We start from the raw sequence: 25,588 nt of genomic DNA, 5'->3' as shown, positions 1-25,588 counted from the left end.
AGTGCCTTGGAAAGATATTATTCACCCTGCTAACTTTCTGTACGGTTTGGGTAAAGCGAGAATTCTGTGGATAACTCTGTTTACAAGAGTATTTCAGATGCAATAGAAAACGTCCCCAGCGCGTCTTTTCGCTGTGGATATTTTAGAGATGAAGAAGAATTTGGAGCGGGAAACGAGACTCGAACTCGCGACCCCGACCTTGGCAAGGTCGTGCTCTACCAACTGAGCTATTCCCGCTTGGGTGGTCCGTGCTTTAGAAGCACTTTCAAATTTTGGAGCGGGAAACGAGACTCGAACTCGCGACCCCGACCTTGGCAAGGTCGTGCTCTACCAACTGAGCTATTCCCGCTTGGGCAGTCTGTGCTGTGGAAGCACCTTCAAATTTTGGAGCGGGAAACGAGACTCGAACTCGCGACCCCGACCTTGGCAAGGTCGTGCTCTACCAACTGAGCTATTCCCGCAAATCTGTACTGCTTTTGTTGCTGTCGTAACGTGTAATTCTCTGTCGTTACGGGAGGCGCATTATACGAGAAATCCTTTTAGCTGCAACCCCCCTTAAAGTGATTTTTTCGAAATTCAGTTCAAGTGCTTATTTAATCGGCAAGCTGAACAATTTAACGACAAAAACCCGGCCACGCAAGGTGCCGGATCTCAAAATCACAGCTTAATAAAGTTTTCGCGGTAGTACGCGAGTTCCGCCACAGACTCGCGGATATCGTCCATCGCCTGGTGCGTACCCTGTTTTTTAAAGCCGTCCAAAATTTCAGGTTTCCAGCGGCGCGCCAGTTCTTTCAGGGTGCTCACGTCCAGATAGCGGTAATGGAAGTAAGACTCCAGCTCCGGCATGTACTTGAAGAGGAAACGGCGATCCTGACCGATGCTGTTCCCGCAGATCGGCGATTTACCCGCTGGTACCCACTGCTTCAGAAATTCGAGCGTCGCCAGTTCCGCCTCGCGATCGCCCAGCGTGCTCGCCTTCACGCGCTCGACAAGACCGCTGCCGGTGTGGGTACGCACGTTCCACTCATCCATCAGCGCAAGCTGGTCGTCGGACTGATGCACCGCAATCGTTGGCCCTTCGGCAAGGATATTCAGGTTGGCATCGGTCACCAGAGTTGCAATCTCAATAATGCGATCGCGCTCGGGATCCAGCCCGGTCATTTCGAGATCGATCCAAATCAGGTTGTTTTCATCCGCGCTCATGTTATTTTCCACCCTTCTCGCATAACCGGCAGTAGCAGGTTAACTAGTATTAATTAGAGTGTATCATAGAGGTTTTGCCCCTTACGGGCGACCAGGAGCCAGTGCGATTGAGTAAAAATAAACTCTCCAAAGGGCAGCAGCGCCGCGTGAATGCCAATCATCAGCGCCGTCTTAAAACCACTTCGGAGAAGGTCGATTACGACGACAACCTGTTTGGCGAACCAACGGAAGGCGTAGTTATCAGCCGTTTCGGTATGCACGCCGACGTGGAATCCGCCGATGGCGAAATCCACCGCTGTAACATTCGCCGGACCATTCGTTCTCTGGTGACCGGCGACCGCGTCGTCTGGCGACCGGGTAAAGAGGCGGCAGAGGGCGTTACGGTAAAAGGTATCGTTGAAGCGGTCCATGAGCGTACGTCCGTGTTAACCCGTCCCGATTTTTACGACGGGGTGAAGCCGATTGCCGCCAACATTAACCAGATTGTCATCGTATCGGCGATTTTGCCCGAACTTTCGCTCAATATTATCGACCGATACCTTGTCGCCTGTGAAACGCTGCAGGTTGAACCGATTATCGTGCTGAACAAAATCGATCTGCTGGATGACGAAGGGATGGCTTTCGTTAATGAGCAGATGGATATCTACCGCAAGATTGGCTACCGCGTTCTGATGGTGTCCAGCTACACCAAAGACGGACTGAAACCGCTGGAAGAGGCGCTTACCGATCGCATCAGCATCTTTGCGGGTCAGTCCGGCGTGGGGAAATCGAGCCTGCTAAACAACCTTCTCGGCCTCCAGCAGGAAATCCTCACTAACGATGTGTCTGACGTCTCGGGTCTGGGCCAACACACCACCACCGCATCACGCCTGTATCACTTCCCGCACGGCGGCGATGTGATCGACTCACCGGGCGTGCGTGAATTCGGTTTATGGCATCTTGAGCCGGAACAAATCTTTAATGGATTTGTCGAATTCCATGATTATTTAGGCGCTTGCAAATACCGCGACTGCAAACACGATAACGATCCAGGCTGCGCTATCCGCGAAGCGGTTGAGAAAGGTGAAATCGCGGAGACCCGCTTCGAGAATTACCACCGCATTCTTGAGAGCATGGATCAGGTAAAAACGCGTAAAAACTTTTCTGATTCTGATAACTGACAACTAAGCTAAGCATCGCTAAAATCGTCCCCTTTTTTCAGGTTCCGGCGGCTTACTGCCGGATCAGGAACGACAAAACAATGGCCTGGAGGCTACCTTGTTAAACGCATTTAAACTTTCGCTTCAATACATTCTGCCAAAACTGTGGCTCACTCGCCTGGCGGGCTGGGGCGCAAGCAAACGCGCGGGCTGGCTGACCAAACTGGTCATCGACCTTTTCGTTAAGTATTACAAGGTCGACATGAAAGAAGCGCAGAAGCCGGACACCGCCAGCTACCGCACGTTCAACGAGTTTTTCGTGCGCCCGCTGCGCGACGAAGTGCGCCCGCTGAACACCGACCCTAACGTCCTGGTGATGCCAGCAGACGGCGTGATCAGCCAGTTGGGTAACATCGAAGACGACAAAATCCTGCAGGCGAAAGGCCATAACTACAGCCTGGAAGCGCTGCTGGCGGGCAATTACCTGATGGCGGACCTGTTCCGCAACGGCACCTTTGCCACCACCTATCTGTCACCGCGCGACTACCACCGCGTACACATGCCGTGTAACGGTATCCTGCGTGAGATGATCTACGTGCCGGGCGATCTGTTCTCCGTGAACCACCTGACCGCGCAAAACGTACCGAACCTGTTTGCCCGTAACGAACGCGTCATCTGCCTGTTCGATACTGAGTTCGGCCCTATGGCGCAGATTCTGGTGGGCGCGACCATTGTCGGCAGCATCGAAACCGTCTGGGCTGGCACCATTACCCCGCCGCGTGAAGGCGTGATCAAGCGCTGGACGTGGCCTGCCGGTGAAGAAGAAGGTTCTGTCGCCCTGCTGAAAGGCCAGGAAATGGGTCGCTTCAAGCTGGGCTCTACCGTCATCAACCTGTTTGCGCCGGGCAAAGTGAAGCTGGCTGAGCAGCTCGAAAGCCTGTCGGTCACCAAACTGGGTCAGCCGCTGGCGGTCTCTACCGAAACCTTCGTGACGCCGGATGCAGAACCTGCTCCGCTGCCGCAAGAAGAGATCGACGCCGAGCACGACGCCAGCCCGCTGGTTGACGACAAAAAAGACGAAGGCTAACAAAAGAAGGATCGCTGACGTGCGCCCGATTATCGTTCTACTGATGGCCTGGTGCCTCAGCATGGGGGCGTACGCAGCGACAGCCCCCGACGCCAAACAGATAACCCAGGAGCTGGAGCAGGCGAAAGCGGCTAAACCCGCTCAGCCAGAGACCGTTGAGTCACTCCAGTCCGCACTGAACGCGCTTGAAGAGCGGAAAGGCTCGCTTGAGCGCGCTCAGCAGTATCAGCAGGTTATCGACAACTTCCCTAAACTCTCGCAAACGCTGCGCGCGCAACTCGCTAATCTGCGCGATGAGCCGCGCGAAGTGCCGGAAGGCATGACCACCGACGCCCTGAACCAGGAAATCCTGCAGGTCAGCAGCCAGCTCCTGGAAAAGAGCCGCCAGGCTCAGCAGGAGCAGGAGCGAGCGCGTGAAATTGCCGACTCCCTCAGCCAGCTTCCGCAGCAGCAAACCGACGCCCGCCGCCAGCTTAACGACGTTGAGCGCCGCGTGGGTACGCAAAGCGGCAACACGCCGCAGGCTCAGGCGCAAAATCTGGGTCTGCAGGCGGAATCTGCCCGTCTGAAGGCCCTTGTGGATGAGCTGGAGCTGGCGCAGCTTTCCGCCAACAACCGCCAGGAGCTGGCGCGGATGCGCTCTGAACTCGCTCAGAAGCAGAGCGAGCAGCTGGATGCGTACCTTCAGGCCCTGCGTAATTTGCTTAACAGCCAGCGCCAGCGCGAAGCCGAGCGAGCGCTTGAAAGCACCGAGCTGCTGGCGGAAAACAGCGCCAATCTGCCGGAAGGTATCGTCGATCAGTTTAAGGTCAACCGCGAGCTTTCTGCCGCCCTGAATCAGCAGGCGCAGCGTATGGATCTGGTTGCCTCCCAGCAGCGTCAGGCGACGAATCAAACCCTGCAGGTGCGCCAGGCGCTCAACACCCTGCGCGAGCAGTCCCAGTGGCTCGGGTCATCAAACCTGCTGGGCGAAGCGTTACGCGCCCAGGTCGCGCGCCTGCCGGAAATGCCGAAACCGCAGCAGCTGGATACCGAGATGGCCCAGCTGCGCGTGCAGCGACTGCACTTTGAAGATCTTCTCAATAAGCAGCCGCAAATACGCCAGATCCGTCAGTCTGACGGACAACCTCTGACCAGCGAGCAAAACCGTATTCTGGAAGCCCAGCTGCGCACCCAGCGCGAACTGCTGAACTCCCTGCTGCAGGGCGGGGATACGCTGATTCTGGAACTGACTAAGCTCAAGGTCTCTAACAGCCAGCTGGAAGACGCGCTGAAAGAGGTGAACGAGGCTACGCACCGTTATCTCTTCTGGACATCCGACGTACGTCCAATGACCTTCTCGTGGCCAATTGAGATTGTTCAGGATCTGCGCCGCCTGATTTCCCTCGACACCTTCAGCCAGCTCGGACAGGCCAGCGTGATGATGCTGACCAGTAAAGAGACGATTTTCCCGCTGCTTGGCGCGTTGGTTCTGGTGGGCTTCAGCATTTATTCGCGCAGACATTTCACCCGCTTCCTGGAGCGTTCCAGCGCGCGGGTGGGGAAAGTCACTCAGGATCACTTCTGGCTGACGCTGCGCACCGTGTTCTGGTCGATTCTCGTCGCCTCTCCGCTACCGGTGCTGTGGATGACGCTTGGCTATGGCCTGCGGGAAGCCTGGCCCTATCCGCTCGCGGTCGCCATTGGCGATGGCGTCACCGCCACGGTACCGTTGCTGTGGGTGGTGATGATTTGCGCGACGTTCGCGCGGCCTAACGGCCTGTTCATCGCCCACTTTGGCTGGCCTCGTAACCGCGTGGCGCGCGCCATGCGCTATTACCTGATGAGCATCGGGCTGATTGTGCCGCTGATTATGGCGCTGATCATGTTTGATAATCTCAACGACCGGGAATTCTCAGGCTCGCTGGGCCGCCTCTGCTTTATGCTGATCTGCGGCGCGCTGGCCATCGTCACGCTCAGCCTGAAACGCGCGGGGATACCGCTCTATCTGGATAAATCCGGCAGCGGCGACAACATGTTCAACCGGCTGCTCTGGAACCTGCTGCTGAGCGCTCCTCTGATTGCGATGCTGGCAGCGGCGGTAGGTTACCTGGCAACCTCGCAGGCGCTGCTGGCGCGACTGGAAACGTCGGTGGCGATCTGGTTCCTGCTGCTGGTGGTGTATCACGTGATCCGGCGCGGGATGCTGATCCAGCGCCGCCGTCTGGCCTTTGACCGCGCCAAGCATCGCAGGGCAGAGATCCTCGCTCAGCGTGCCCGTGGCGAGGAAGAGCCAACCCATGTCAACAGCACGGAAGGCACGATGGATGCGGACGAGGTCGAACTGGATCTGGATGCCATCAGTACCCAGTCTCTGCGCCTGGTGCGCTCCCTCCTGATGCTGATTGCCCTTCTGTCGGTGATCTTCCTGTGGTCGGAAATTCACTCCGCGTTTGGCTTCCTGGAGAACATCTCTCTGTGGGACGTGACGTCCACGGTGCAGGGCGTTGAAAGCCTGGAGCCGATCACCTTAGGCGCGGTGCTGATTGCCATCCTGGTGCTGATCATCACCACCCAACTGGTGCGTAACTTCCCGGCTCTGCTGGAGCTGGCGCTGCTGCAGCATCTGGATTTAACCCCCGGCACGGGATACGCCATTACGACCATTACGAAATACCTGATACTGCTGTTTGGCGGAATGGTCGGGTTCTCAATGATTGGTATTGAGTGGTCTAAACTGCAGTGGCTGGTGGCCGCGCTGACGTTTGGCCTTGGCTTTGGCATGCAGGAGATTTTCGCTAACTTTGTATCCGGCCTGATCATCCTGTTTGAAAAGCCGATTCGCATTGGCGATACGGTGACGATCCGCGATCTGACCGGGAGCGTAACGAAGATCAACACCCGCGCCACCACGATCAGCGACTGGGACCGTAAAGAGATCATCGTGCCGAACAAGGCATTTATTACCGAGCAGTTTATCAACTGGTCCCTGTCGGACTCCGTTACGCGCGTGGTGCTGACGGTACCGGCGCCGTCGGATGCCAACAGTGAAGAGGTCACGCAGATCCTCTACACCGCCGCTGAACGCTGTACGCTGGTGCTCGATAACCCTGCGCCGGAAGTATTCCTGGTTGATTTACAGCAGGGGATCCAGATTTTCGAGTTGCGTATCTACGCCGCCGAAATGGGGCACCGCATGCCGCTGCGCCATGAGATCCACCAGTTGATTCTGGCGGGCTTCCGCGAGCATGGTATTGATATGCCGTTCCCACCGTTCCAGATGCGTCTGGAAAGCATGGACGGACGCAAGATGGGTAAAACGCTCACGTCGGCGGCAAGATCGCGCCCGGCGGGAAGTCTGTAATCGTTCTCCCCTCCCTTTCGGGAGGGGCATTTTACCGCTACGCCACTTCCGTGACGTACGCCATTGAGCGCCGGCGGTAATTCTCATAAATCCCCATCGCCAGCAGCGAGAAGAAGACTGGCCCACCAACCATCCACAGCGCGCTGTTCCAGTCGTTCGCCTCAACTATGGGCTGAATAACGGTAAAGATGTTGGCAAACGCCACGACCAGCACCACCACCGTGGTCGCCAGCAGCGTTGCCGCGCGGGTTTTGAAGATCACAAACGGACGCTCAAGATCCCGCTTCGCCTTAAAGAACGGGAACGCCAGCGTCAGGAACAGGTACGGCAACGTCATCGACACGTTCGCCATCAGGGTCAGCTTGTTATAGAACGCAGACGCGGTATCACCGCCAAATGACACCAGCAGAATGAACACGCACACCAGCAGACACTGCATCCACATGGCGTTGGCAGGCATGCCTGCGGTATTGAGCTGCGTCATGCGTGCCGGCCACAGCGCTTTTGGCGTACCCTGGATGATTGCTTTCAGCGGCGAATAGATTAGCGTGAAGAACGCGCCGGTATAGGCAAGGAACATCGACAGGCCGGTAATGCGCGCAAACCAGATCCCCATGGTGGCCGATGCTTCCGGCGTCAGGTGCATGGCGTTACCCAGCGTCATTCCCAGGCTTTTCATCAGCACGTAGGTGATGTTCCCGAGGTTAGTGGTATTGTTACTCAACACCTGCTGCCAGTTAGTGCTAACGCCCCAGAGGAAAATCGCCAGCGAATAGCCGATGGAAATCACGATGGCGGCAAAAATAATCCCTTTGGCAAAGTTTTTTCCGGGTTCTCGGTCTTATCGACCAGCCCACCTACCGCTTCAATACCGCCGTAGGCAAAAATGGCAAATACCACGAAGGAGAGCATGGCCAGCCCGGACTGATAGCCCGGATTAGGCGATGAAACGAAGTTCACCTCCTGCGCGAAGTGTCCGCCGTTCAGGCACAGAATGGCGATACTCACCAGCAGCAGCACCAGATTCAGGCACATCACGGAAATACCGCCAACGGCGGTGATACGGGCAATTTTGTTGATGCCTTTTGACGCCACCAGCGTCACCACCACCATCCAGCACACCGCCAGAATCCCGACCACCTGCGTGGAGCTCAGCCCGGCTAAAGACCAGACCTGCGTTTTATCCGCACCGAAAAGAAACGTGGAGAAGGGCACCCAGACTTTGGCCGCCGTGCTGACCATCCAGACGACGTAGGAGGAGAACCACATAAACGTGCCGATAAACGCGTAGCGCGGGCCGATGCTATTGTTCATCCATGAATAGATACCGCCCTCTTCTTTCCGGTAAGCCGAGCCCATCTCCGCCATCATCAGCGCAAACGGGATAAAGAAGAACAGAGCAGAAACGATATAAAACGGCGTCGCGCTGTAGCCCATCAGATAGAAAGCCGACGGGCTGTTGGCAAAGCCAAAAACTGACGTAAAAATCATCAGAATGAGCCCGGTGAGGGTCATCTTTTTGAGTGACTGGGACATATAACCATCCGAAGAGGAATTAAACTGCGCGGATGGTAGCAGATGACCAGACTAATATTGTGGCTATACGAGGCAATTTAAGAAAAAGACCCGTGTACAGAGAAAATGGTAGTTTTTAATGTTGCGGAGAAGAAATGGAAAGGAATATTGCCACAGATACTATATGCCGGGTAAGCGACAGCGCCACCCGGCCATGCTTTAGGCGCGATCGACCGTAAAGGCAATCACATCGCCCAGCTGCTCGGCGCCCAGCGCCAGCATGACCAGACGATCCACGCCCAGCGCCACGCCGGAGCAATCCGGCAGACCGGCTTTTAATGCTTCCAGCAAGTTAACATCAATCGGCTGCTGCGGCAGACCGCGTGCGGCGCGCTTACGGTTGTCCTGCTCGAAACGCTGCTGCTGTTCGCGCGCGTCGGTCAGTTCGTGGAAGCCGTTCGCCAGCTCAATACCTTTGTAATAGACCTCAAAACGTTCCGCCACGCGGTGGTCTTCGGTGCTAATCTGCGCCAGTGACGCCTGGCTTGCCGGGAAGTGATAGACAAACGTCGGGCGATCTTTGCCAATCTGCGGTTCCACGCCGAAGGTGAACAGTAGCTGCAGCAGCGTGTCGCGATCCTCTTCGGTATCCGCCACGTTGCTCAGATCCAGTTTTGCCGCCACTTCACGCAGCTGAGCTTTGTCCGCCGACAGCGGATCGATTTCCAGATGGCGCTGGAAGGCCTGTTGATAGGAGAGCGTTTCGGCTTCTGAGCAGTCCAGTACCTGCTGCAGCAGATCGTCCACCTCATTCATCAGGCGGTACATATCATAGTGCGGGCGGTACCACTCCAGCATGGTGAATTCCGGGTTGTGGTGACGCCCCATCTCTTCATTACGGAAGCTGCGGCACAGCTGATACACCGGACCACACCCCGCCGCCAGCAGGCGCTTCATGTGATATTCCGGGCTGGTCATCAGATACAGATTCATGCCCTGGGAGTGGCCTGGGCCAACAAAACGGGTTTCAAACGGGACCAGATGAATATCCGTTACCGTTGCCTGACTCATGCACGGGGTTTCCACCTCCAGGACGCCGCGGTCGGCAAAGAAACGGCGGATCTCCGTCATAATTGCGGCGCGTTTTAACAGATTTGGGATGGATGCGCTCGGCTGCCAGGTGGCCGTTTCGCTCATGAGTTTTTCTCCGATTTCAGACAAGGGCACGAAGTCTACTCGTTAGCAGTGGCAGAGACAAATTTTGCGCAGTAAAAACGCGTATTTCATTTATGTGGATTATTCTGTGATGCATTTCATCAATCACGATGATAAATCACCGCACAGAACAGCAAAAAAATCGAACACGTCAAATTTCCCTCACATCTACGCGGTTATACTGTTATACCCATAAAGGAGCAGTGGAATCGCTTCCGCAATCGCCCGTTCGGGCAGGTGAACTTCCTTTAGTGCATCGCATTGCGGGAAAACAAAAATCTGGAGGAATGTCGTGCAAACTTTTCAAGCCGATCTTGCCGTAATAGGCGCTGGCGGGGCTGGATTACGCGCTGCAATTGCTGCGGCACAAGCCAACCCGAACGCTAAAATCGCATTGATTTCAAAAGTCTATCCGATGCGCAGCCACACGGTGGCAGCAGAAGGAGGATCCGCCGCCGTCGCGCAGGATCATGACAGCTTCGAATACCATTTCCACGACACGGTTGCAGGGGGCGACTGGCTTTGCGAGCAGGATGTCGTTGACTACTTCGTGCACCATTGCCCAACGGAGATGACCCAACTGGAACAATGGGGATGCCCGTGGAGCCGCCGTCCGGACGGCAGCGTCAACGTCCGCCGCTTCGGTGGCATGAAGATCGAACGTACCTGGTTCGCCGCCGATAAGACCGGCTTCCACATGCTGCACACCCTCTTCCAGACCTCCCTTCAGTTCCCACAAATTCAGCGCTTCGATGAACATTTTGTCCTCGACATTCTGGTCGACGACGGTCATGCACGTGGCCTGGTGGCGATGAATATGATGGAAGGCACGCTCGTCCAGATCCGCGCCAATGCGGTGGTGATGGCAACGGGCGGTGCGGGTCGCGTCTATCGCTACAACACCAACGGCGGCATCGTCACCGGCGACGGGATGGGCATGGCGCTGAGCCACGGCGTGCCGCTGCGCGATATGGAGTTTGTGCAGTATCACCCAACCGGCCTGCCGGGCTCCGGCATTTTGATGACGGAAGGCTGCCGCGGTGAAGGCGGTATTCTGGTCAACAAAAACGGCTACCGTTATCTGCAGGATTACGGCATGGGCCCGGAAACCCCGCTCGGCGAGCCGAAGAACAAATACATGGAGCTCGGCCCGCGCGACAAAGTTTCTCAGGCCTTCTGGCACGAGTGGCGCAAGGGCAACACCATCTCAACGCCGCGCGGCGACGTGGTCTATCTCGACCTGCGTCACCTGGGCGAGAAGAAACTGCTGGAGCGTCTGCCGTTTATCTGCGAACTGGCAAAAGCCTACGTGGGCGTCGACCCGGTGAAAGAGCCGATACCGGTACGCCCAACCGCGCACTACACCATGGGCGGGATTGAAACCGACCAGCAGTGTGAAACCCGCATTAAAGGGCTTTTCGCGGTGGGCGAGTGTTCCTCCGTCGGCCTGCACGGCGCCAACCGTCTGGGCTCTAACTCGCTGGCAGAGCTGGTCGTCTTTGGCCGCATGGCGGGCGAGCGCGCCATGGAGCGTGCGGCGACCGCAGGCGAAGCAAACGGTGCGGCGCTGGATGCGCAGGTCACAGACGTTGAAAAACGCCTGAAGGATCTGGTGAACCAGGAAGGTAACGAGAACTGGTCGAAGATCCGCGACGAGATGGGCCTGTCGATGGAAGAAGGCTGCGGTATCTACCGTACGCCGGAACTGATGCAGAAAACCGTCGACAAGCTGGCGGAGCTTCAGGAGCGCTTCAAGCGCGTGCGCATCACTGATACCTCCAGCGTCTTCAACACCGACCTGCTCTATACCATTGAGCTTGGCCACGGCCTGAACGTCGCGGAATGTATGGCGCACTCTGCGCTGGCGCGTAAAGAGTCTCGCGGCGCCCACCAGCGTCTGGACGAAGGCTGCACCGAACGTGACGACGTCAATTTCCTGAAACACACTCTCGCCTGGCGCGATGCGGATGGCACCACGCGTCTGGACTACAGCGACGTGAAAATCACCACGCTGCCACCGGCTAAACGCGTGTATGGCGCAGAAGCAGAAGCCGCCGAGAAGAAGGAGAAGGCGAATGGCTGAGATGCAAAAATTGAAAGTTGAAGTGGTGCGCTACAACCCGGAAGTGGATACCGCCCCCCACAGCGCTTTCTACGAAGTGCCTTATGACGAGCAAACCTCCCTCCTGGATGCGCTCGGCTATATCAAAGACAACCTGGCGCCGGACCTGAGCTACCGCTGGTCCTGCCGCATGGCGATCTGCGGCTCCTGCGGCATGATGGTCAACAAGGTGCCGAAGCTGGCCTGTAAAACCTTCCTGCGTGACTACACCAAAGGCATTAAGGTTGAAGCACTGGGCAACTTCCCGATTGAGCGCGATCTGGTGGTCGATATGACCCACTTTATCGAAAGCCTGGAAGCGATTAAGCCGTACATCATCGGCAACCCGCGCACGCCGGACCAGGGTCCGAACACCCAGACGCCGGCGCAGATGGCGAAATACCATCAGTTCTCCGGCTGCATCAACTGCGGCCTGTGTTACGCCGCCTGTCCTCAGTTTGGCCTGAACCCGGAGTTCATCGGCCCGGCCGCCATTACCCTGGCGCACCGCTATAACGAAGACAGCCGCGACCACGGCAAAAAAGAACGTATGGCGCAGCTAAACGGCCAGAACGGCGTCTGGACCTGTACGTTTGTGGGCTACTGCTCCGAAGTCTGTCCGAAGCACGTCGACCCGGCCGCCGCAATTCAGCAGGGTAAAGTGGAAAGCTCGAAAGACTTTCTTATCGCTACCCTGAAACCACGCTAAGGAGTGCATGATGACGACTAAACGCAAAGCCTACGTGCGGCCTGTGCCGTCCACCTGGTGGAAAAACCTGCCGTTTTATCGCTTCTATATGCTGCGTGAAGGCACGGCGGTACCGGCGGTCTGGTTCAGCCTTGAGTTAATGTATGGCGTTTTTGCCCTTAAACACGGGCCGGAAACCTGGGCGAACTTTGTCGGTTTCCTGCAAAACCCAATCATCGTGGTTCTGAACCTGATCGCGCTCGCGGCGGCGCTACTTCATACCAAAACCTGGTTTGAACTGGCGCCAAAAGCGGCAAACATCATCATTAAAGACGAAAAAATGGGGCCGGAGCCAGTCATTAAAGGGCTATGGGCAGTGACGATCCTGGTCACTGTTGTCATTCTGTTTGTCGCACTGTTCTGGTAAGGAGACTACTGTGATCAATCCAAATCCAAAACGTTCAGACGAGCCGGTCTTCTGGGGCCTGTTTGGCGCAGGCGGCATGTGGAGTGCCATCATCGCCCCGGTGATCATCCTGCTGGTCGGCATTATGCTGCCGCTGGGGCTGTTTCCGGGCGATGCGCTGAGCTACGAGCGCGTGCTGGCGTTTGCGAGCAGCTTTATTGGCCGCGTGTTCATCTTCCTGATGATCGTCCTGCCGCTGTGGTGCGGCCTGCACCGCATTCACCATGCGATGCATGACCTGAAAATCCATGTGCCGAGCGGTAAATGGGTGTTCTACGGGCTGGCAACCATCCTGACCGTGGTGACGCTGATTGCCGTGGTCACTATCTGACGCTTCTGGCCCGCCATCCGGCGGGCCTTTTATTTCTGCATCTTTCCCACCAGCCACAGGGCAAATTCACGCATTGCGGACGTTTCAGCCCGCGACTGCAGTCTCGTTAACCAGTAACTGCCCAGATCAATTTGCGTTGTAAACGGCTGCACGATGCGCTCGCTGTTCAGCAAATGGGTAAACATATCGACAGGCGCAATGGCAATGCCCATACCTGCCTGTGCGGCTTCCAGCATGGTGACAGACGAATCAAACACCATCACCCGGTGCGTTGGCGACGGAGGATGCTCGCCTGCCGCCTGCATCCACGCCGACCATTCGTCGCGTCGGTAAGAGCGCAGCAGGGTAAACTTCAGGATGTCGGCCGGAGACTGGAGCACGGCGGCGATTTCGGGCGAGCAAAGCGGCGCCAGCGGCGCAGGGCACAGGAATTGCGCCTCGGTGCCGTGCCACGCCCCACCGCCGTAGCGGATCGTATAATCAAGCCCTTCAGCAGCCGGATCGACGCGGTTGTTATGGGTGGAAAGGTGAAGATCGATATGCGGATAACAGCGGCGAAAGTCCGCGAGATGAGAGAACAGGATACCCGTGGCGAAAGTCCCTACTACCCCAATTTTTAGCTTCTCCTGAGCGCGCTGGCTGGCAAAGCGATCCAGCATTCCGGCGATACGATCGAATGAATCATTCAGCACCGGCAGCAGATTTTCACCCTCGGTTGTCAGCATCAGGCCGCGCGAGACGCGGACAAACAGCTGGCAATTCAGATGCTGCTCCAGCGCCTTAACGTGCTGGCTGATGGCGGAATGGGTGACGTTCAGCTCTATCGCGGCATGCGTAAAACTGAGGTGCCGGGCGGCCGCTTCGAAGGCGCGAAGCGAATTAAGCGGAAGATAGCTGCGGGTCATTGTTCCATCCGTTAGAAAAATTAACAGCTCATGCTAAATTTAACCGTTTGTCAGCCATAGTCAAATCCAACAGACTACAGCGGTCTGCCGGGCCCGGACACTCCCTTGACCTGCTATTATGGAAGATAATTGATGATGAAAAAATTCCTTTGCTGCGCCCTGCTGCTCAGCACATCCTGCTCTGTACTCGCCGCGCCGATGTCGGAAAAACAGCTGGCTGACGTGGTAGAACGTAACGTTACGCCCCTGATGAAAGCGCAGGGTATTCCAGGCATGGCGGTGGCCGTGATTTATCAGGGCCAGCCACACTACTTTACCTTTGGAAAGGCCGATATCGCGGCGAACAAACCCGTCACCCCGCAAACCCTGTTCGAGCTGGGCTCTATAAGTAAAACCTTCACCGGCGTGCTGGGGGGCGATGCTATTGCCCGCGGCGAAATTTCGCTGGGCGATCCGGTAACCAAATATTGGCCTGATCTGACCGGCAAGCAGTGGCAAGGGATTCGCATGCTGGATCTGGCAACCTACACCGCCGGTGGCCTGCCTTTACAGGTGCCCGATGAGGTTACAGATAACGCTTCCCTGCTGCGCTTCTATCAAAACTGGCAGCCTCAGTGGAAGCCGGGCACAACGCGTCTTTACGCCAACTCCAGCATCGGTCTTTTTGGCGCGCTGGCGGTCAAACCTTCCGGCATGAGCTATGAGCAGGCCATGACGACGCGGGTCTTTAAGCCGCTCAAGCTGGATCATACCTGGATTAACGTTCCGAAAGCGGAGGAGACGCATTACGCCTGGGGATATCGTGACGGTAAAGCGGTCCACGTTTCACCGGGCATGCTGGATGCAGAGGCATATGGCGTGAAAACCAACGTGCAGGATATGGCGAGCTGGGTGATGGCCAATATGGCCCCTGACGCACTGCAGGATACGTCCCTGAAGCAAGGCATTACGCTGGCGCAGTCTCGCTACTGGCGCGTGGGTGCCATGTATCAGGGGTTAGGTTGGGAGATGCTTAACTGGCCGGTCGATGCCAAAACCGTCGTCGGAGGCAGTGATAACAAGGTGGCGCTGGCACCGTTGCCTGCGAGAGAAGTGAATCCACCCGTTCCCCCGGTTAAGGCCTCATGGGTGCACAAAACGGGCTCCACCGGCGGGTTTGGCAGCTACGTGGCCTTTATTCCTGAAAAGCAGCTCGGCATTGTGATGCTGGCGAATAAAAGCTATCCGAACCCGGCGCGAGTTGAGGCGGCATACCGTATCCTCGACGCGCTGCAGTAAAACATTGCCGGGTAGCGCTGCGCTTACCCGGCGAAACACACCGCACAAAAAGCACATTTTCCTTGCCGTCATCTACACTTAACAAAAAACAGTAAGGAAACTCCTATGCGCATTTTGCCTGTTATCGCCGCGGTGACAGCCGCGTTTTTAGTGGTGGCCTGCAGTTCCCCTACCCCACCTCCTGGCGTTACCGTCGTCACGCCTTTTGATGCACAACGCTTCCTTGGAACATGGTATGAAATCGCGCGCCTCGACCATCGGTTTGAGCAGGGCTTAGAGAAGGTTACTGCTAATTACAGCCCAATGGATGATGGCGGTATTCAGGTGATCAACCGGGGCTATAATCCCGATCGGGAGATGTGGCAGCAGTCGGTCGGGAAAGCCTACTTCACTGGCGACCCGCGACGGGCCGCGCTCAAAGTCTCTTTCTTCGGCCCGTTTTATGGCGGCTATAACGTAATAGCACTCGACAGAGAGTACCGTCACGCGCTGGTCTGCGGGCCGGATCGCGACTATCTGTGGATACTTTCCCGCACGCCAACTATTTCGTCAGAAATGAAACAGCAGATGCTGGACGTCGCGACCCGACAGGGGTTTGATGTGTCGAAACTTATTTGGGTAAAACAGCCCCGTTAATGGGTACTGAGCTTCAGCCCAATGATACCGGCAACAATCAGAGCGAGGCTGGCAATGCGCGCCAGGCTCGCTGACTCACCCAGCAGCAGAATGCCGGTAATGGCCGCGCCTACGGCACCGATCCCCGTCCAGACGGCATAGGCAGTTCCCACGGGCAGAGAACGCATTGCCCACGATAGCAGAACAATGCTCACGATCATCGCCGTAACGGTAATAACGCTGGGCGTCAGGCGGGTAAATCCGTGGGTGTACTTGAGACCAATCGCCCATACCACTTCGAGCAGACCAGCAATAAAGAGAATAATCCAGGACATCTCGGGCTCCTTAACTTAAAAACAGTTGGGGCCGTCCCCGATGAAGGAAGCGCTTACGGGTCGTCCCGCAAGGCAGATAACACCCCATATTTTGGTTAGCGTGTGATTTTTTTTCAATCATTTTCTGATGAACGCGTTAAGCCCAGAAATAGCCGCAGTATGGCACGGAGTTCAGGCATTTATAGCTCATCGGACTTCTCTATGATGATGTGCTTTCTGATGGCAGGAAGCCAAACCACTAGCCGACTGCGAATAAAATATGTTCAAGATTCTTTTGATTGACCGTTGTCACTTCACCCGCACCGGGTTTGAAGCATGGCTCAATCATTCCGGTTTGTTCCCAGGGCACTACGTTGTGACCGGGCTGAACAATCTATTCCTCGCCAGGGAGCACATTCTGCAATGGAAACCTGAGCTGGTCATCGCTGACCTGTATGGTTTCAGGCAGGATATTCACCATTTCCAGCAACTCTCTTCTTTGCTGAATGCCAGCGAAAAATTACCTTTTATTATGCTGCAATCGGAAGAGGACAAGGACCTGGCGACCTGGCTCGGGAACTTCCCGGTCTGGTCTTCGCTAATAAAAAATGCCCCTCTTGAGGAAATCGCGACGGTTATCAATGACGCGTTAATTTCGCGCGCAAGCACGTACCGCCCGACGGTGGCCGCCCCCTTGCTGACACGACAGGAGGAGAAAGTGTTGACGTTATGGATGGACGGCGCGAGCAACCAAAAGATAGCCGCTCACCTGAGCATTAACGGAAAAACGGTTTATACCTATAAACGCAATATCCGCATGAAGCTGCATATGGATACACGCTTTTCACCGTTTTTATCCCTGCAGGAAGCAGAGAATTGACGGTACGGTGAAACTCACGTGCCGTACCGTCCATGCTTCATTAGTTCTGAGCTTTAGTTGCTGCACCAGAAATCGCGTTACCACCGTCGGAGATATCTTCCCCTACGCCGCGGGTGGTATTACATGCAGTCAACACGGAGGAAAGCACGAGGACAGAAAAGATCGCTGCAATTGTTTTCTTAACCATAATATCTTCCTTTTATAGCCAAAGTTGTTTTGTGTATAGCAACTTAAGAATAGACAAGATCCCGCCGATTGACGGAAAAGGAAGCAATTTTAGGAAAATTAGACGGACTTAGCTGGCTGCGTGAGAAATGATATGACCGAGGTCCTGGATATCTTCCCCCATGCCACGGGCAGTGTTACAGCCGGAAAGCAGTACGCTGGAGAGCGCTAACAGAAGCAGAATTTTAACGGTACGTTTCATCATCCCTGCCTGCAAAAATCAGGCGCAGCGGGCGCTGCGCCTTGAATCATGACGTAAATTACTTCACGCGGGATACGTATTCGCCGGAGCGAGTATCCACTTTGATCACTTCACCGATCTGTACGAACAGCGGTACTTTCACCACAGCGCCGGTGGAGAGCGTTGCTGGCTTGCCGCCAGTACCCGCGGTGTCACCTTTCAGACCTGGATCGGTTTCAACGATTTCCAGCTCAACAAAGTTTGGTGGGGTAACGGCGATAGGCTGGCCGTTCCACAGGGTCACGATGCACTCAGCCTGATCCAGCAGCCACTTCGCGTTATCGCCAATAGCTTTCGCGTCAGCAGACAGCTGCTCGAAGGTTTCGTTGTTCATGAAGTGCCAGAACTCACCGTCGTTGTACAGGTAAGTCAGGTTCATATCGACAACATCTGCGCCTTCAGCGGAGTCAGTAGATTTGAAGGTTTTCTCAACACGGGTGCCGGTCAGCAGGCGGCGCAGCTTAACGCGTGCGAATGCCTGACCTTTACCTGGTTTAACGAATTCGCTGGCTTCAACCGCGTACGGTTCGCCGTCCATCATGATTTTAAGACCAGCACGAAAATCGTTGCTATAGTACGTTGCCATAAGGCCCTCTAAATTTGTTAACTGGTAGCTAAGCCACAAAATGGCGCATATTGTAACCCTAAACACCCCATCCAGAGAAGATTGGTTATCGCAACTTGCCGATGTAATCACCAGTCCTGATGAATTGCTGCGTCTTTTAGACCTCGATCAGCATCCGGAGTTGCTTGCTGGCCGTGAGGCAAAGCGACTTTTCGCCCTGCGTGTTCCCCGCGCGTTTGTTGCGCGCATGGAAAAAGGCAACCCTGACGATCCTTTATTAAAACAAACTCTTACGTCGCAGGATGAGTTTATTACAGCGCCGGGCTACAGCACCGATCCGCTGGAAGAGCAAAACAGCGTGGTGCCGGGTTTACTGCACAAATATCTCAATCGCGCCCTGCTGCTGGTAAAAGGCGGCTGTGCGGTAAATTGTCGTTACTGCTTCCGTCGGCACTTCCCGTATGCCGAAAACCAGGGAAATAAGCGCAACTGGCAGGTTGCGCTGGACTATATCGCCGCCCATCCAGAGCTGGATGAGATTATTTTTTCCGGCGGTGACCCGCTGATGGCAAAAGATCATGAACTGGACTGGCTTTTGACGCAGCTTGAAGCCATCCCGCACATCAAACGTCTGCGCATTCACAGCCGTTTACCGATTGTCATTCCGGCACGTATCACTGACGGCCTGGTTGCACGCCTGGAGCAGTCACGTCTACAGGTGCTGCTGGTAAACCATATCAACCACGCAAACGAGATCGACGATGAATTTCGCGCGGCGATGGCGCGTCTGCGTAAGGCGGGCGTGACGCTGCTCAACCAGAGCGTATTGTTGCACGGCGTGAACGACAGCGCCCGGGTGCTGGCCGATCTCAGCAATGCCTTGTTTGACGCAGGCGTGATGCCCTATTACCTGCACGTGCTGGATCGCGTGCAGGGCGCGGCGCATTTCATGGTGACGGATGAGGAAGCCCGACAGATTATGCGCGAGCTGTTAACGCTGGTTTCAGGTTATATGGTGCCGAAGCTGGCACGCGAGATTGGCGGAGAGCCGAGTAAGACGCCGCTGGATTTGCAACTGCGGCAGCGCTAAAAGGCAGGTGGCGCTACGCTTACCTGCCCTACGAGGTGGGGCGCAGCGCCATCAGCAAGTAAACTCAGTTCGGGCACTTATAGACCTGGCCGCTCATCTGGCTGGCCGTTGGCACGAAGCTGGAGAGCATTCCTTGCGTCGGGCTGCTCACGCCGTAAATCACGTTCCCCCCCATTGCAGCAGCCTGGTTACGCAGTGCATTCGCCGCGCCGCGCATAGAGCCACCTTCTTCACCGTGCTGACCCGACATCCAGTTACTTTGTTCACCGGTGGCCGTGCCTAACAGCTGGCATTCGCTGCCTGGCTTATCTTCCACAAAGCGAACGCCCTGGCCCGCTGCCGACAGTTCATTGCTGGAGCTACAACCCGCCAGCAGCAACGCTGCTCCTACGATCCCTGCACAGACTTTTACGCGCATGTTATTCCTCGTTTTCAATAAGCTGGACAGTAATTGTCCGTGTGTAAATCTTATACCTAAAAGATGACTAAAAGAAAAATCCCCGCGCATTTCTGCGAGCCGGATTCCGTACATCACTCCTCCGACATCTTAAATGAATTCTGATAATGCCCTTTGGGATATCGTGTTTTAGCCCTCGATCGTTTTTAGTGTTGCGACGTACAACTTTTGTACGCGATTAAAACAGGGGGTTTCATGAGTGCATCATCCTCAGGAGAGGAAAAGGTAACATGGGTGGGCTATCTGGCGTTTGTGCTCACCATCGTATTTTTCTCAGGCTTTTTCGCCAAAAGTACCGAATGGTGGCGCGTGCTGGATTTTACCGTCCTAAACGGCAGCTTCGGTCCGGTGAACGGCGCGCTCACGTTTCGCGGTGAGGGCGGCACGGGGGCGAAAGACGGTTTCTTATTTGCCCTTGAACTGGCGCCTTCGGTCATTTTATCGCTCGGGATCATTGCCGTCACCGAGGGGCTGGGCGGGCTGCGTGCCGCGCAACAGCTGATGACGCCCATTTTGCGCCCACTGCTTGGCGTACCGGGCGTCTGCTCTCTGGCCCTCATCGCCAACCTGCAAAATACCGATGCCGCAGCAGGGATGACCAAAGAGTTGACCGACGAAGGGGCTATTACCGATCGCGAGCGCGCCATTTTCGCCACCTTCCAGACCAGCGGTAGCGCCATCATTACCAACTATTTTTCTTCCGGCGCCGCACTCTTCACGTTTATTACCGTCCCGGTAATCACGCCGCTGGCCGTCATACTGATGTTTAAATTTGTTGGCGCGAACCTCCTGCGTCTGTGGATCGCTCACATGGAAGATCGTCGTATTCAGGAGGAAAAAAATGATCGCCCAGCCGCGTAAAAATATCATGGACATGTTTATCGATGGCGCCCGCCGAGGCTTTACCATCGCCACCACCAGCCTGCTGCCGAACGTGGTTATGGCGTTTGTCATCATTCAGGCGCTCAAGGTGACCGGCCTGCTGGATATTGTTGGCAATATTTGCGAGCCGATTATGGCACTGTGGGGGCTTCCGGGCGCGGCGGCAACGGTCCTGCTGGCCTCGGTGATGAGTATGGGCGGCGGCGTGGGGGTTTGCGCCAGCCTGGTGGCTGCCGGCACGCTCAACGGCCACGATGCCACCGTTCTGCTGCCCGCCATCTATCTGATGGGCAATCCGGTGCAAAACACCGGCCGCTGCCTGGGCACCGCAGGCGTTAACCCGAAGTATTATCCACACATCATTACCGTCTGCGTCATTAACGCCCTGCTCTCAATGTGGGTAATGCAGCTACTCTTCTGAGGAGATAAAAATGGATTTTTCAGTGCTGGAACCCCATCTTTTCCGCAATGTGCACCTTTACGCGCCGGAGGATCGGGGACGTTGCGATCTGCTGATCGCCGGGGGAAAAATCGTCGCGATTGAAAAAACGGATCGCGCAGCAATGCGGCTTAACTGTCCTGAAACCGATCTCGCCGGGGCGGTGGTTTGCCCGGGCTTTATCGATCAGCACGTACACCTGATCGGCGGCGGCGGTGAAGCCGGTCCGCACACCCGGACGCCGGAGGTACGGTTGTCCGCGCTGGTGGCGGCGGGCATCACCTCCGTTGTTGGCCTGCTGGGTACCGACGGCGTGACCCGCCATCCCGAATCTCTGCTGGCAAAAACGCGGGCGCTTGAGCATGAAGGGATCAGCGCGTGGATGCTGACAGGCGCATACGGGCTGCCTTCTCCGACGATTACCGGCAGCATCGAAAAGGATGTGGCGCTGATTGATAAAATCATCGGCGTGAAATGCGCGATTTCCGACCATCGCTCTTCCGCACCAGCGGATGACCAGCTCGCGAATATGGCCGCCCAGTCGCGCGTCGGCGGGCTGCTGGGCGCCAAAGCGGGCATATCCGTGTTTCACCTCGGCAACAGCCCGAAGCTGCTGGAGCCCCTGCTTAACATCCTGAAAAACGCCGACGTGCCACGCACGAAGCTGCTGCCAACCCACGTTAACCGCGACCAGGCGCTGTTCCTCGCCGCGCTGGATTATGCACGTGATGGGGGCTATATCGACATCACCACCAGCATCAGTGAGCCCATTGATGCCGCCACCGCCATCGCGACGGCCCGTGAAGCGCAGGTGCCGTTTAACCGGCTTACGCTCAGCTCGGACGGTAACGGCAGCCAACCGAATTTTGACGCGAACGGTAATCTGGTGGGCATTGGCGTAGCCGGGTTCGAATCTCTGCCTCAGACGCTGCAGCAACTGGTCAGCCGGTATCACCTGCCGCTGGAGGAGGCGCTTCTGCCGTTTACGCGTAACGTAGCGGAGTTTCTCGGGCTGGAGCATAAGGGGCGGCTCGCGCCCGGATGCGATGCCGATTTCCTGGTGCTGACGGATGACCTGAAGATCCGCGAGGTCTGGGCGAAAGGCCGCCAGATGGTGCGCGAAGGCGCAGCATGCGTGAAGGGAACATTTGAGTAGCGGCAATAAAAAACCCCGGACATTTCTGCCCGGGGTTCGTTCTGAGAGGTTCAGAACAACATGATTACATCATGCCGCCCATTCCACCCATGCCGCCCATACCAGCAGCACCTAAGTCAGGCGCGTCACCTTTTGGCAGGTCGGTTACCATGCACTCGGTCGTGATCATCAGGCCAGCTACAGATGCCGCGTACTGCAGAGCAGAACGGGTCACTTTAGTTGGGTCCAGGATACCGAAGTCGATCATGTTGCCGTATTCTTCAGTTGCCGCGTTGTAACCGTAGTTACCTTCACCCGCTTTCACGTTGTTCGCAACCACAGATGGCTCTTCACCGGCGTTGGAAACGATCTGACGCAGAGGAGCTTCCATTGCGCGCAGCGCAACTTTGATACCCACGTTCTGGTCTTCGTTCTGAGCGGTCAGGCCAGCCAGCTTAGCGGCTACACGTACCAGCGCGACACCACCACCAGCAACTACGCCTTCTTCTACCGCAGCACGGGTCGCGTGCAGGGCATCGTCAACGCGTGCTTTCTTCTCTTTCATTTCAACTTCGGTCGCCGCACCAACTTTGATTACCGCAACGCCGCCAGCCAGTTTCGCTACGCGCTCCTGCAGTTTTTCACGGTCGTAATCAGAAGTGGCTTCTTCGATCTGCTTACGGATCTGACCAACACGGCCCTGAATAGCGGCTTCTTCACCCACACCGTCGATGATGGTGGTGGTGTCTTTGTTGATCACAACGCGTTTCGCCTGACCCAGGTCTTCCAGGGTCGCTTTTTCCAGCTCCATACCGATCTCTTCGGAGATCACGGTACCACCGGTCAGGGTTGCGATATCCTGCAGCATTGCTTTACGGCGATCGCCGAAGCCAGGTGCTTTAACCGCAGCCACTTTCACGATGCCGCGCATGGTGTTAACCACCAGGGTCGCCAGCGCTTCGCCTTCAACATCTTCAGCGATGATAACCAGCGGCTTGCCTGCTTTCGCAACGGCTTCCAGCACTGGCAGCATTTCGCGGATGTTGGAGATCTTTTTGTCAGCCAGAAGGATGAACGGGCTTTCCAGCTCAACAGCGCCAGTTTCTGGCTTGTTGATGAAGTATGGGGACAGGTAACCGCGGTCGAACTGCATACCTTCAACCACGTCCAGTTCGTCTTCCAGACCGGTACCGTCTTCAACGGTGATCACGCCTTCTTTACCGACTTTATCCATCGCTTCAGCGATCAGTTTACCTACGGTTTCGTCGGAGTTAGCGGAGATAGTACCAACCTGAGCAATGGCTTTAGAGTCAGAGCACGGTACGGACAGCGCTTTCAGTTCTTCAACAGCGGATGCGACAGCTTTGTCGATACCACGTTTCAGATCCATTGGGTTCATGCCCGCAGCAACGGCTTTCAGGCCTTCAGTGATGATAGCCTGCGCCAGTACGGTCGCGGTGGTGGTACCGTCGCCTGCAGCGTCGTTCGCTTTAGAGGCAACTTCTTTCACCATCTGCGCGCCCATGTTTTCGAACTTGTCTTCCAGCTCGATTTCACGTGCAACGGAAACACCATCTTTGGTGATGGTTGGCGCGCCGAAGGATTTATCCAGCACTACGTTACGGCCTTTCGGGCCCAGGGTCACTTTAACTGCATCTGCCAGTACGTTTACGCCGCGGAGCATTTTTACACGAGCGTCGTTACCGAATTTTACGTCTTTAGCTGCCATGTTCTTATTTCCTCAAATTCTCGTGCGTAAATTACGCTTCAACAATTGCCAGAATGTCGCTCTCGGACATGATCAACACTTCTTCATTGTCGATCTTCTCGGATTTCACGCCGTAGCCATCGTTGAAAATTACGATGTCACCAACTTTAACGTCCAGCGGCTGCACAGTTCCGTTTTCCAGGATGCGGCCCTTACCGACAGCGATGATTTCGCCACGCGTTGATTTGGCTGCTGCAGAACCGGTCAGAACGATGCCGCCAGCAGACTTGGTTTCAACTTCTTTACGTTTGACGATCACACGATCATGTAACGGACGAATACTCATTGATAGCTCTCCTTTGAGAAAGTCATTATCAGTTATGGATGACGCCGGCCCGCATGCGGTTTTCCGACTAGTGCCCTGAGAGATGGGGATAGCTTTTTCCCCCTTCAAGGGGGAATCGAAAAAAAATTTGCGAAAGTGTTACCATCCACTCTCTTTTGATGGTGGCAGGGCAAGGTAAATGAGTGGACTCAGGCAGGAGCTGGGGCTGGCGCAGGGCGTTGGCCTGCTTTCAACCTCCTTGTTAGGTACCGGCGTGTTTGCCGTACCGGCACTGGCGGCGCTGGTCGCCGGAAATAACAGTCTTTGGGCATGGCCGGTGCTGATCCTGCTGGTGTTCCCGGTGGCGATTGTGTTTGCCATACTCGGGCGGCACTTCCCCAGCGCGGGCGGCGTGGCGCATTTTGTCGGCATGGCGTTTGGTCCGCGCATGGAGCGCGTAACCGGCTGGCTGTTTTTGTCGGTAATACCCGTTGGCCTTCCGGCAGCCCTGCATATCGCCACCGGCTTTGGACAGGCGCTGTTTGGCTGGCACGACGAGCAACTGCTGCTGGCTGAGTTGGGTACGCTGGCGATCGTCTGGTGGGTGGGCTCGCGCGGAGCCAATTCAAGCGCGAATCTGCAAACGCTGGTTGCAGCGTTGATCGTCGTGCTGATCGTCGCCATCTGGTTTGCGGGTAACATTACCGTAGCAGATATCCCCTTCCCTGCGATAAACGATATCGACCATTCACAGCTTTTCGCTGCGTTATCCGTCATGTTCTGGTGTTTTGTTGGCCTTGAAGCGTTCGCTCACCTGGCATCCGAGTTTAAACAGCCCGAGCGTGATTTTCCCCGCGCTCTAATGATTGGTTTACTGCTGGCGGGCACCGTATATTGGGCCTGTACCGTGCTGGTGCTGCACTTCAAAGCGTTCGGCGAAGATAAAGCCGCCGCCGCATCGCTACCGGGTATCGTGGTTAAACTTTTCGGCGTGAAGGCGCTATGGGTGGCCTGTGTGATTGGCTATCTCGCCTGCTTTGCCAGCCTCAACATTTATATCCAGAGCTTCGCCCGTCTGGTGTGGTCACAGGCGCGCTACAAACCTGAGAGCCGCCTCGCGCGGTTGTCTAAACGTCAACTCCCGATGAATGCGCTGAATGCGGTGCTGGGCTGCTGCGTCCTGAGCTCGCTGGGTATTTATCTTCTCGACATCAACCTCGATGCTCTAATTATCTACGCCAACGGTATTTTCATCATGATCTACCTGCTGTGCATGCTGGCGGGCTGTCGTCTGCTGAAAGGTCGCTATAAAGCACTGGCGGTCGTCGGGGGCGTGCTGTGCCTGCTGTTATTGGCGATGGTGGGATGGAAGAGTGCGTACGCCATCGTCATGCTGGCGGGGCTGTGGGCGTTTTTACCGAAGCGGAAAAATCCGTAGGCC

25 protein-coding genes, 3 tRNA genes and 1 pseudogene are annotated in these 25,588 nt (G+C 56.0%); 15 read left to right on the top strand and 14 right to left on the bottom strand.

The window, feature by feature from the left end:
* Window positions 1–161: 161 nt before the first annotated feature.
* From OKF39_RS02980 to orn, 4 genes are all read right to left on the bottom strand, one after another.
* Window positions 162–237, bottom strand: a tRNA-Gly gene (locus OKF39_RS02980).
* Window positions 238–273: 36 nt separating this feature from the next.
* Window positions 274–349, bottom strand: a tRNA-Gly gene (locus OKF39_RS02975).
* A gap of 36 nt (window positions 350–385) precedes the next feature.
* Window positions 386–461: transfer RNA gene (locus tag OKF39_RS02970), tRNA-Gly, on the bottom strand.
* Window positions 462–657: 196 nt separating this feature from the next.
* Complete coding sequence (orn, locus tag OKF39_RS02965) at window positions 658–1,203, bottom strand: oligoribonuclease (RefSeq protein WP_028015247.1); 546 nt, start codon at window positions 1,201–1,203, stop codon at window positions 658–660.
* A gap of 107 nt (window positions 1,204–1,310) precedes the next feature.
* Between orn and rsgA the strand changes: the two genes are divergently transcribed.
* From rsgA to mscM, 3 genes are all read left to right on the top strand, one after another.
* The gene (gene rsgA / locus OKF39_RS02960; RefSeq protein ID WP_032644955.1) at window positions 1,311–2,363 is read left to right on the top strand and encodes a small ribosomal subunit biogenesis GTPase RsgA; all 1,053 of its coding nucleotides are present in this window, start codon (window positions 1,311–1,313) and stop codon (window positions 2,361–2,363) included.
* Between the two features lie 97 nt (window positions 2,364–2,460).
* Window positions 2,461–3,429 (top strand): archaetidylserine decarboxylase, encoded by a 969-nt coding sequence (gene asd / locus OKF39_RS02955; protein WP_028015245.1) that lies wholly within the window; start codon window positions 2,461–2,463, stop codon window positions 3,427–3,429.
* Window positions 3,430–3,448: 19 nt separating this feature from the next.
* A complete protein-coding gene (mscM, locus tag OKF39_RS02950; RefSeq protein ID WP_193360245.1) occupies window positions 3,449–6,772 on the top strand; it encodes a miniconductance mechanosensitive channel MscM in 3,324 nt (1,107 codons plus the stop codon).
* Window positions 6,773–6,809: 37 nt separating this feature from the next.
* Here mscM and yjeM read toward each other — a convergent pair.
* Both yjeM and epmA read right to left on the bottom strand, forming a co-directional pair.
* Window positions 6,810–8,308, bottom strand: a pseudogene (gene yjeM, locus OKF39_RS02945) (glutamate/gamma-aminobutyrate family transporter YjeM).
* A gap of 198 nt (window positions 8,309–8,506) precedes the next feature.
* Window positions 8,507–9,484 carry an elongation factor P--(R)-beta-lysine ligase gene (gene epmA / locus OKF39_RS02940; protein ID WP_041911493.1) on the bottom strand — a complete coding sequence of 326 codons (978 nt, stop codon included), beginning with the start codon at window positions 9,482–9,484 and terminating at the stop codon, window positions 8,507–8,509.
* Between the two features lie 310 nt (window positions 9,485–9,794).
* On the opposite strand from epmA, the gene frdA reads away from it, so the two are divergent.
* From frdA to frdD, 4 genes are read left to right on the top strand one after another with little or no spacing between them, the layout of a single operon-like run.
* The gene (gene frdA / locus OKF39_RS02935) at window positions 9,795–11,585 is read left to right on the top strand and encodes a fumarate reductase (quinol) flavoprotein subunit (protein ID WP_028015241.1); all 1,791 of its coding nucleotides are present in this window, start codon (window positions 9,795–9,797) and stop codon (window positions 11,583–11,585) included.
* Window positions 11,578–12,312 (top strand): succinate dehydrogenase/fumarate reductase iron-sulfur subunit, encoded by a 735-nt coding sequence (locus tag OKF39_RS02930; protein ID WP_041911494.1) that lies wholly within the window; start codon window positions 11,578–11,580, stop codon window positions 12,310–12,312. Before frdA ends, OKF39_RS02930 begins: the two co-directional genes overlap by 8 nt.
* Window positions 12,313–12,322: 10 nt before the next feature.
* Entirely contained in the window at window positions 12,323–12,718 is a 396-nt protein-coding gene (gene frdC, locus OKF39_RS02925; protein WP_028015239.1) for a fumarate reductase subunit FrdC, read from the top strand.
* A gap of 10 nt (window positions 12,719–12,728) precedes the next feature.
* Entirely contained in the window at window positions 12,729–13,088 is a 360-nt protein-coding gene (gene frdD, locus OKF39_RS02920) for a fumarate reductase subunit FrdD (protein ID WP_000609653.1), read from the top strand.
* Window positions 13,089–13,117: 29 nt separating this feature from the next.
* Here the strand turns inward: frdD and ampR are convergent, their stop codons facing one another.
* Window positions 13,118–13,993 carry a LysR family transcriptional regulator AmpR gene (gene ampR, locus OKF39_RS02915; protein WP_153656813.1) on the bottom strand — a complete coding sequence of 292 codons (876 nt, stop codon included), beginning with the start codon at window positions 13,991–13,993 and terminating at the stop codon, window positions 13,118–13,120.
* 132 nt (window positions 13,994–14,125) lie between these two features.
* Here ampR and blaACT point away from each other — a divergent pair, with 132 nt between their 5' ends.
* Together blaACT and OKF39_RS02905 are read left to right on the top strand one after the other, a co-directional pair.
* Complete coding sequence (blaACT, locus tag OKF39_RS02910; RefSeq protein ID WP_224066186.1) at window positions 14,126–15,271, top strand: ACT family cephalosporin-hydrolyzing class C beta-lactamase; 1,146 nt, start codon at window positions 14,126–14,128, stop codon at window positions 15,269–15,271.
* A gap of 105 nt (window positions 15,272–15,376) precedes the next feature.
* Window positions 15,377–15,907, top strand: a complete 531-nt coding sequence (locus OKF39_RS02905) for a lipocalin family protein (RefSeq protein WP_028015236.1) — start codon at window positions 15,377–15,379, stop codon at window positions 15,905–15,907.
* Here the strand turns inward: OKF39_RS02905 and sugE are convergent.
* Window positions 15,904–16,221 carry a quaternary ammonium compound efflux SMR transporter SugE gene (gene sugE / locus OKF39_RS02900; RefSeq protein ID WP_006178944.1) on the bottom strand — a complete coding sequence of 106 codons (318 nt, stop codon included), beginning with the start codon at window positions 16,219–16,221 and terminating at the stop codon, window positions 15,904–15,906. The genes OKF39_RS02905 and sugE overlap by 4 nt on opposite strands.
* Before the next feature lie 259 nt (window positions 16,222–16,480).
* Here sugE and OKF39_RS02895 point away from each other — a divergent pair, with 259 nt between their 5' ends.
* Window positions 16,481–17,080 (top strand): helix-turn-helix transcriptional regulator, encoded by a 600-nt coding sequence (locus OKF39_RS02895; protein WP_479983453.1) that lies wholly within the window; start codon window positions 16,481–16,483, stop codon window positions 17,078–17,080.
* 40 nt (window positions 17,081–17,120) lie between these two features.
* Here OKF39_RS02895 and ecnB read toward each other — a convergent pair whose 3' ends face one another.
* The 3 genes from ecnB to efp form a co-directional block, all read right to left on the bottom strand.
* A complete protein-coding gene (ecnB, locus tag OKF39_RS02890; protein ID WP_003855942.1) occupies window positions 17,121–17,267 on the bottom strand; it encodes a lipoprotein toxin entericidin B in 147 nt (48 codons plus the stop codon).
* A 108-nt stretch (window positions 17,268–17,375) separates the two neighbouring features.
* Complete coding sequence (locus tag OKF39_RS02885; protein ID WP_028015234.1) at window positions 17,376–17,507, bottom strand: entericidin A/B family lipoprotein; 132 nt, start codon at window positions 17,505–17,507, stop codon at window positions 17,376–17,378.
* A 58-nt stretch (window positions 17,508–17,565) separates the two neighbouring features.
* Window positions 17,566–18,132, bottom strand: coding sequence for an elongation factor P (gene efp / locus OKF39_RS02880; protein ID WP_003855940.1), 567 nt, complete (start codon window positions 18,130–18,132; stop codon window positions 17,566–17,568).
* Window positions 18,133–18,172: 40 nt separating this feature from the next.
* On the opposite strand from efp, the gene epmB reads away from it, so the two are divergent.
* Window positions 18,173–19,201 carry an EF-P beta-lysylation protein EpmB gene (gene epmB, locus OKF39_RS02875; protein ID WP_479983452.1) on the top strand — a complete coding sequence of 343 codons (1,029 nt, stop codon included), beginning with the start codon at window positions 18,173–18,175 and terminating at the stop codon, window positions 19,199–19,201.
* Window positions 19,202–19,265: 64 nt separating this feature from the next.
* Here epmB and OKF39_RS02870 read toward each other — a convergent pair whose 3' ends face one another.
* Window positions 19,266–19,619: a DUF4156 domain-containing protein gene (locus OKF39_RS02870; protein WP_014882205.1), complete on the bottom strand. Its 354-nt coding sequence runs from the start codon at window positions 19,617–19,619 to the stop codon at window positions 19,266–19,268.
* 234 nt (window positions 19,620–19,853) lie between these two features.
* Here OKF39_RS02870 and OKF39_RS02865 point away from each other — a divergent pair, with 234 nt between their 5' ends.
* Genes OKF39_RS02865 through iadA form a run of 3 tightly spaced genes read left to right on the top strand, consistent with a single transcriptional unit; the run spans window position 19,854 to window position 22,135 of the window.
* Window positions 19,854–20,519 (top strand): nucleoside recognition domain-containing protein, encoded by a 666-nt coding sequence (locus tag OKF39_RS02865; protein WP_045261285.1) that lies wholly within the window; start codon window positions 19,854–19,856, stop codon window positions 20,517–20,519.
* Entirely contained in the window at window positions 20,500–20,961 is a 462-nt protein-coding gene (locus OKF39_RS02860; RefSeq protein ID WP_028015231.1) for a YjiG family protein, read from the top strand. Before OKF39_RS02865 ends, OKF39_RS02860 begins: the two co-directional genes overlap by 20 nt.
* Before the next feature lie 10 nt (window positions 20,962–20,971).
* On the top strand, window positions 20,972–22,135 hold the full coding sequence (gene iadA / locus OKF39_RS02855) for a beta-aspartyl-peptidase (RefSeq protein WP_045261286.1): 1,164 nt from the start codon (window positions 20,972–20,974) through the stop codon (window positions 22,133–22,135).
* Window positions 22,136–22,199: 64 nt separating this feature from the next.
* Here iadA and groL read toward each other — a convergent pair whose 3' ends face one another.
* Window positions 22,200–23,843 (bottom strand): chaperonin GroEL, encoded by a 1,644-nt coding sequence (groL, locus tag OKF39_RS02850; RefSeq protein WP_023310114.1) that lies wholly within the window; start codon window positions 23,841–23,843, stop codon window positions 22,200–22,202.
* 31 nt (window positions 23,844–23,874) lie between these two features.
* Entirely contained in the window at window positions 23,875–24,168 is a 294-nt protein-coding gene (locus tag OKF39_RS02845) for a co-chaperone GroES (protein WP_003855929.1), read from the bottom strand.
* 178 nt (window positions 24,169–24,346) lie between these two features.
* Here OKF39_RS02845 and yjeH point away from each other — a divergent pair, with 178 nt between their 5' ends.
* Complete coding sequence (gene yjeH, locus OKF39_RS02840; RefSeq protein ID WP_479983451.1) at window positions 24,347–25,585, top strand: L-methionine/branched-chain amino acid transporter; 1,239 nt, start codon at window positions 24,347–24,349, stop codon at window positions 25,583–25,585.
* Window positions 25,586–25,588 lie beyond the last annotated feature (3 nt).

The sequence above is a fragment of the Enterobacter cloacae complex sp. HYC042_NIDB genome, assembly GCF_056673315.1.
The sequence above is the reverse complement of the archived record's forward strand: the minus strand, read 5'-3'. Positions and strand labels throughout refer to the sequence as shown.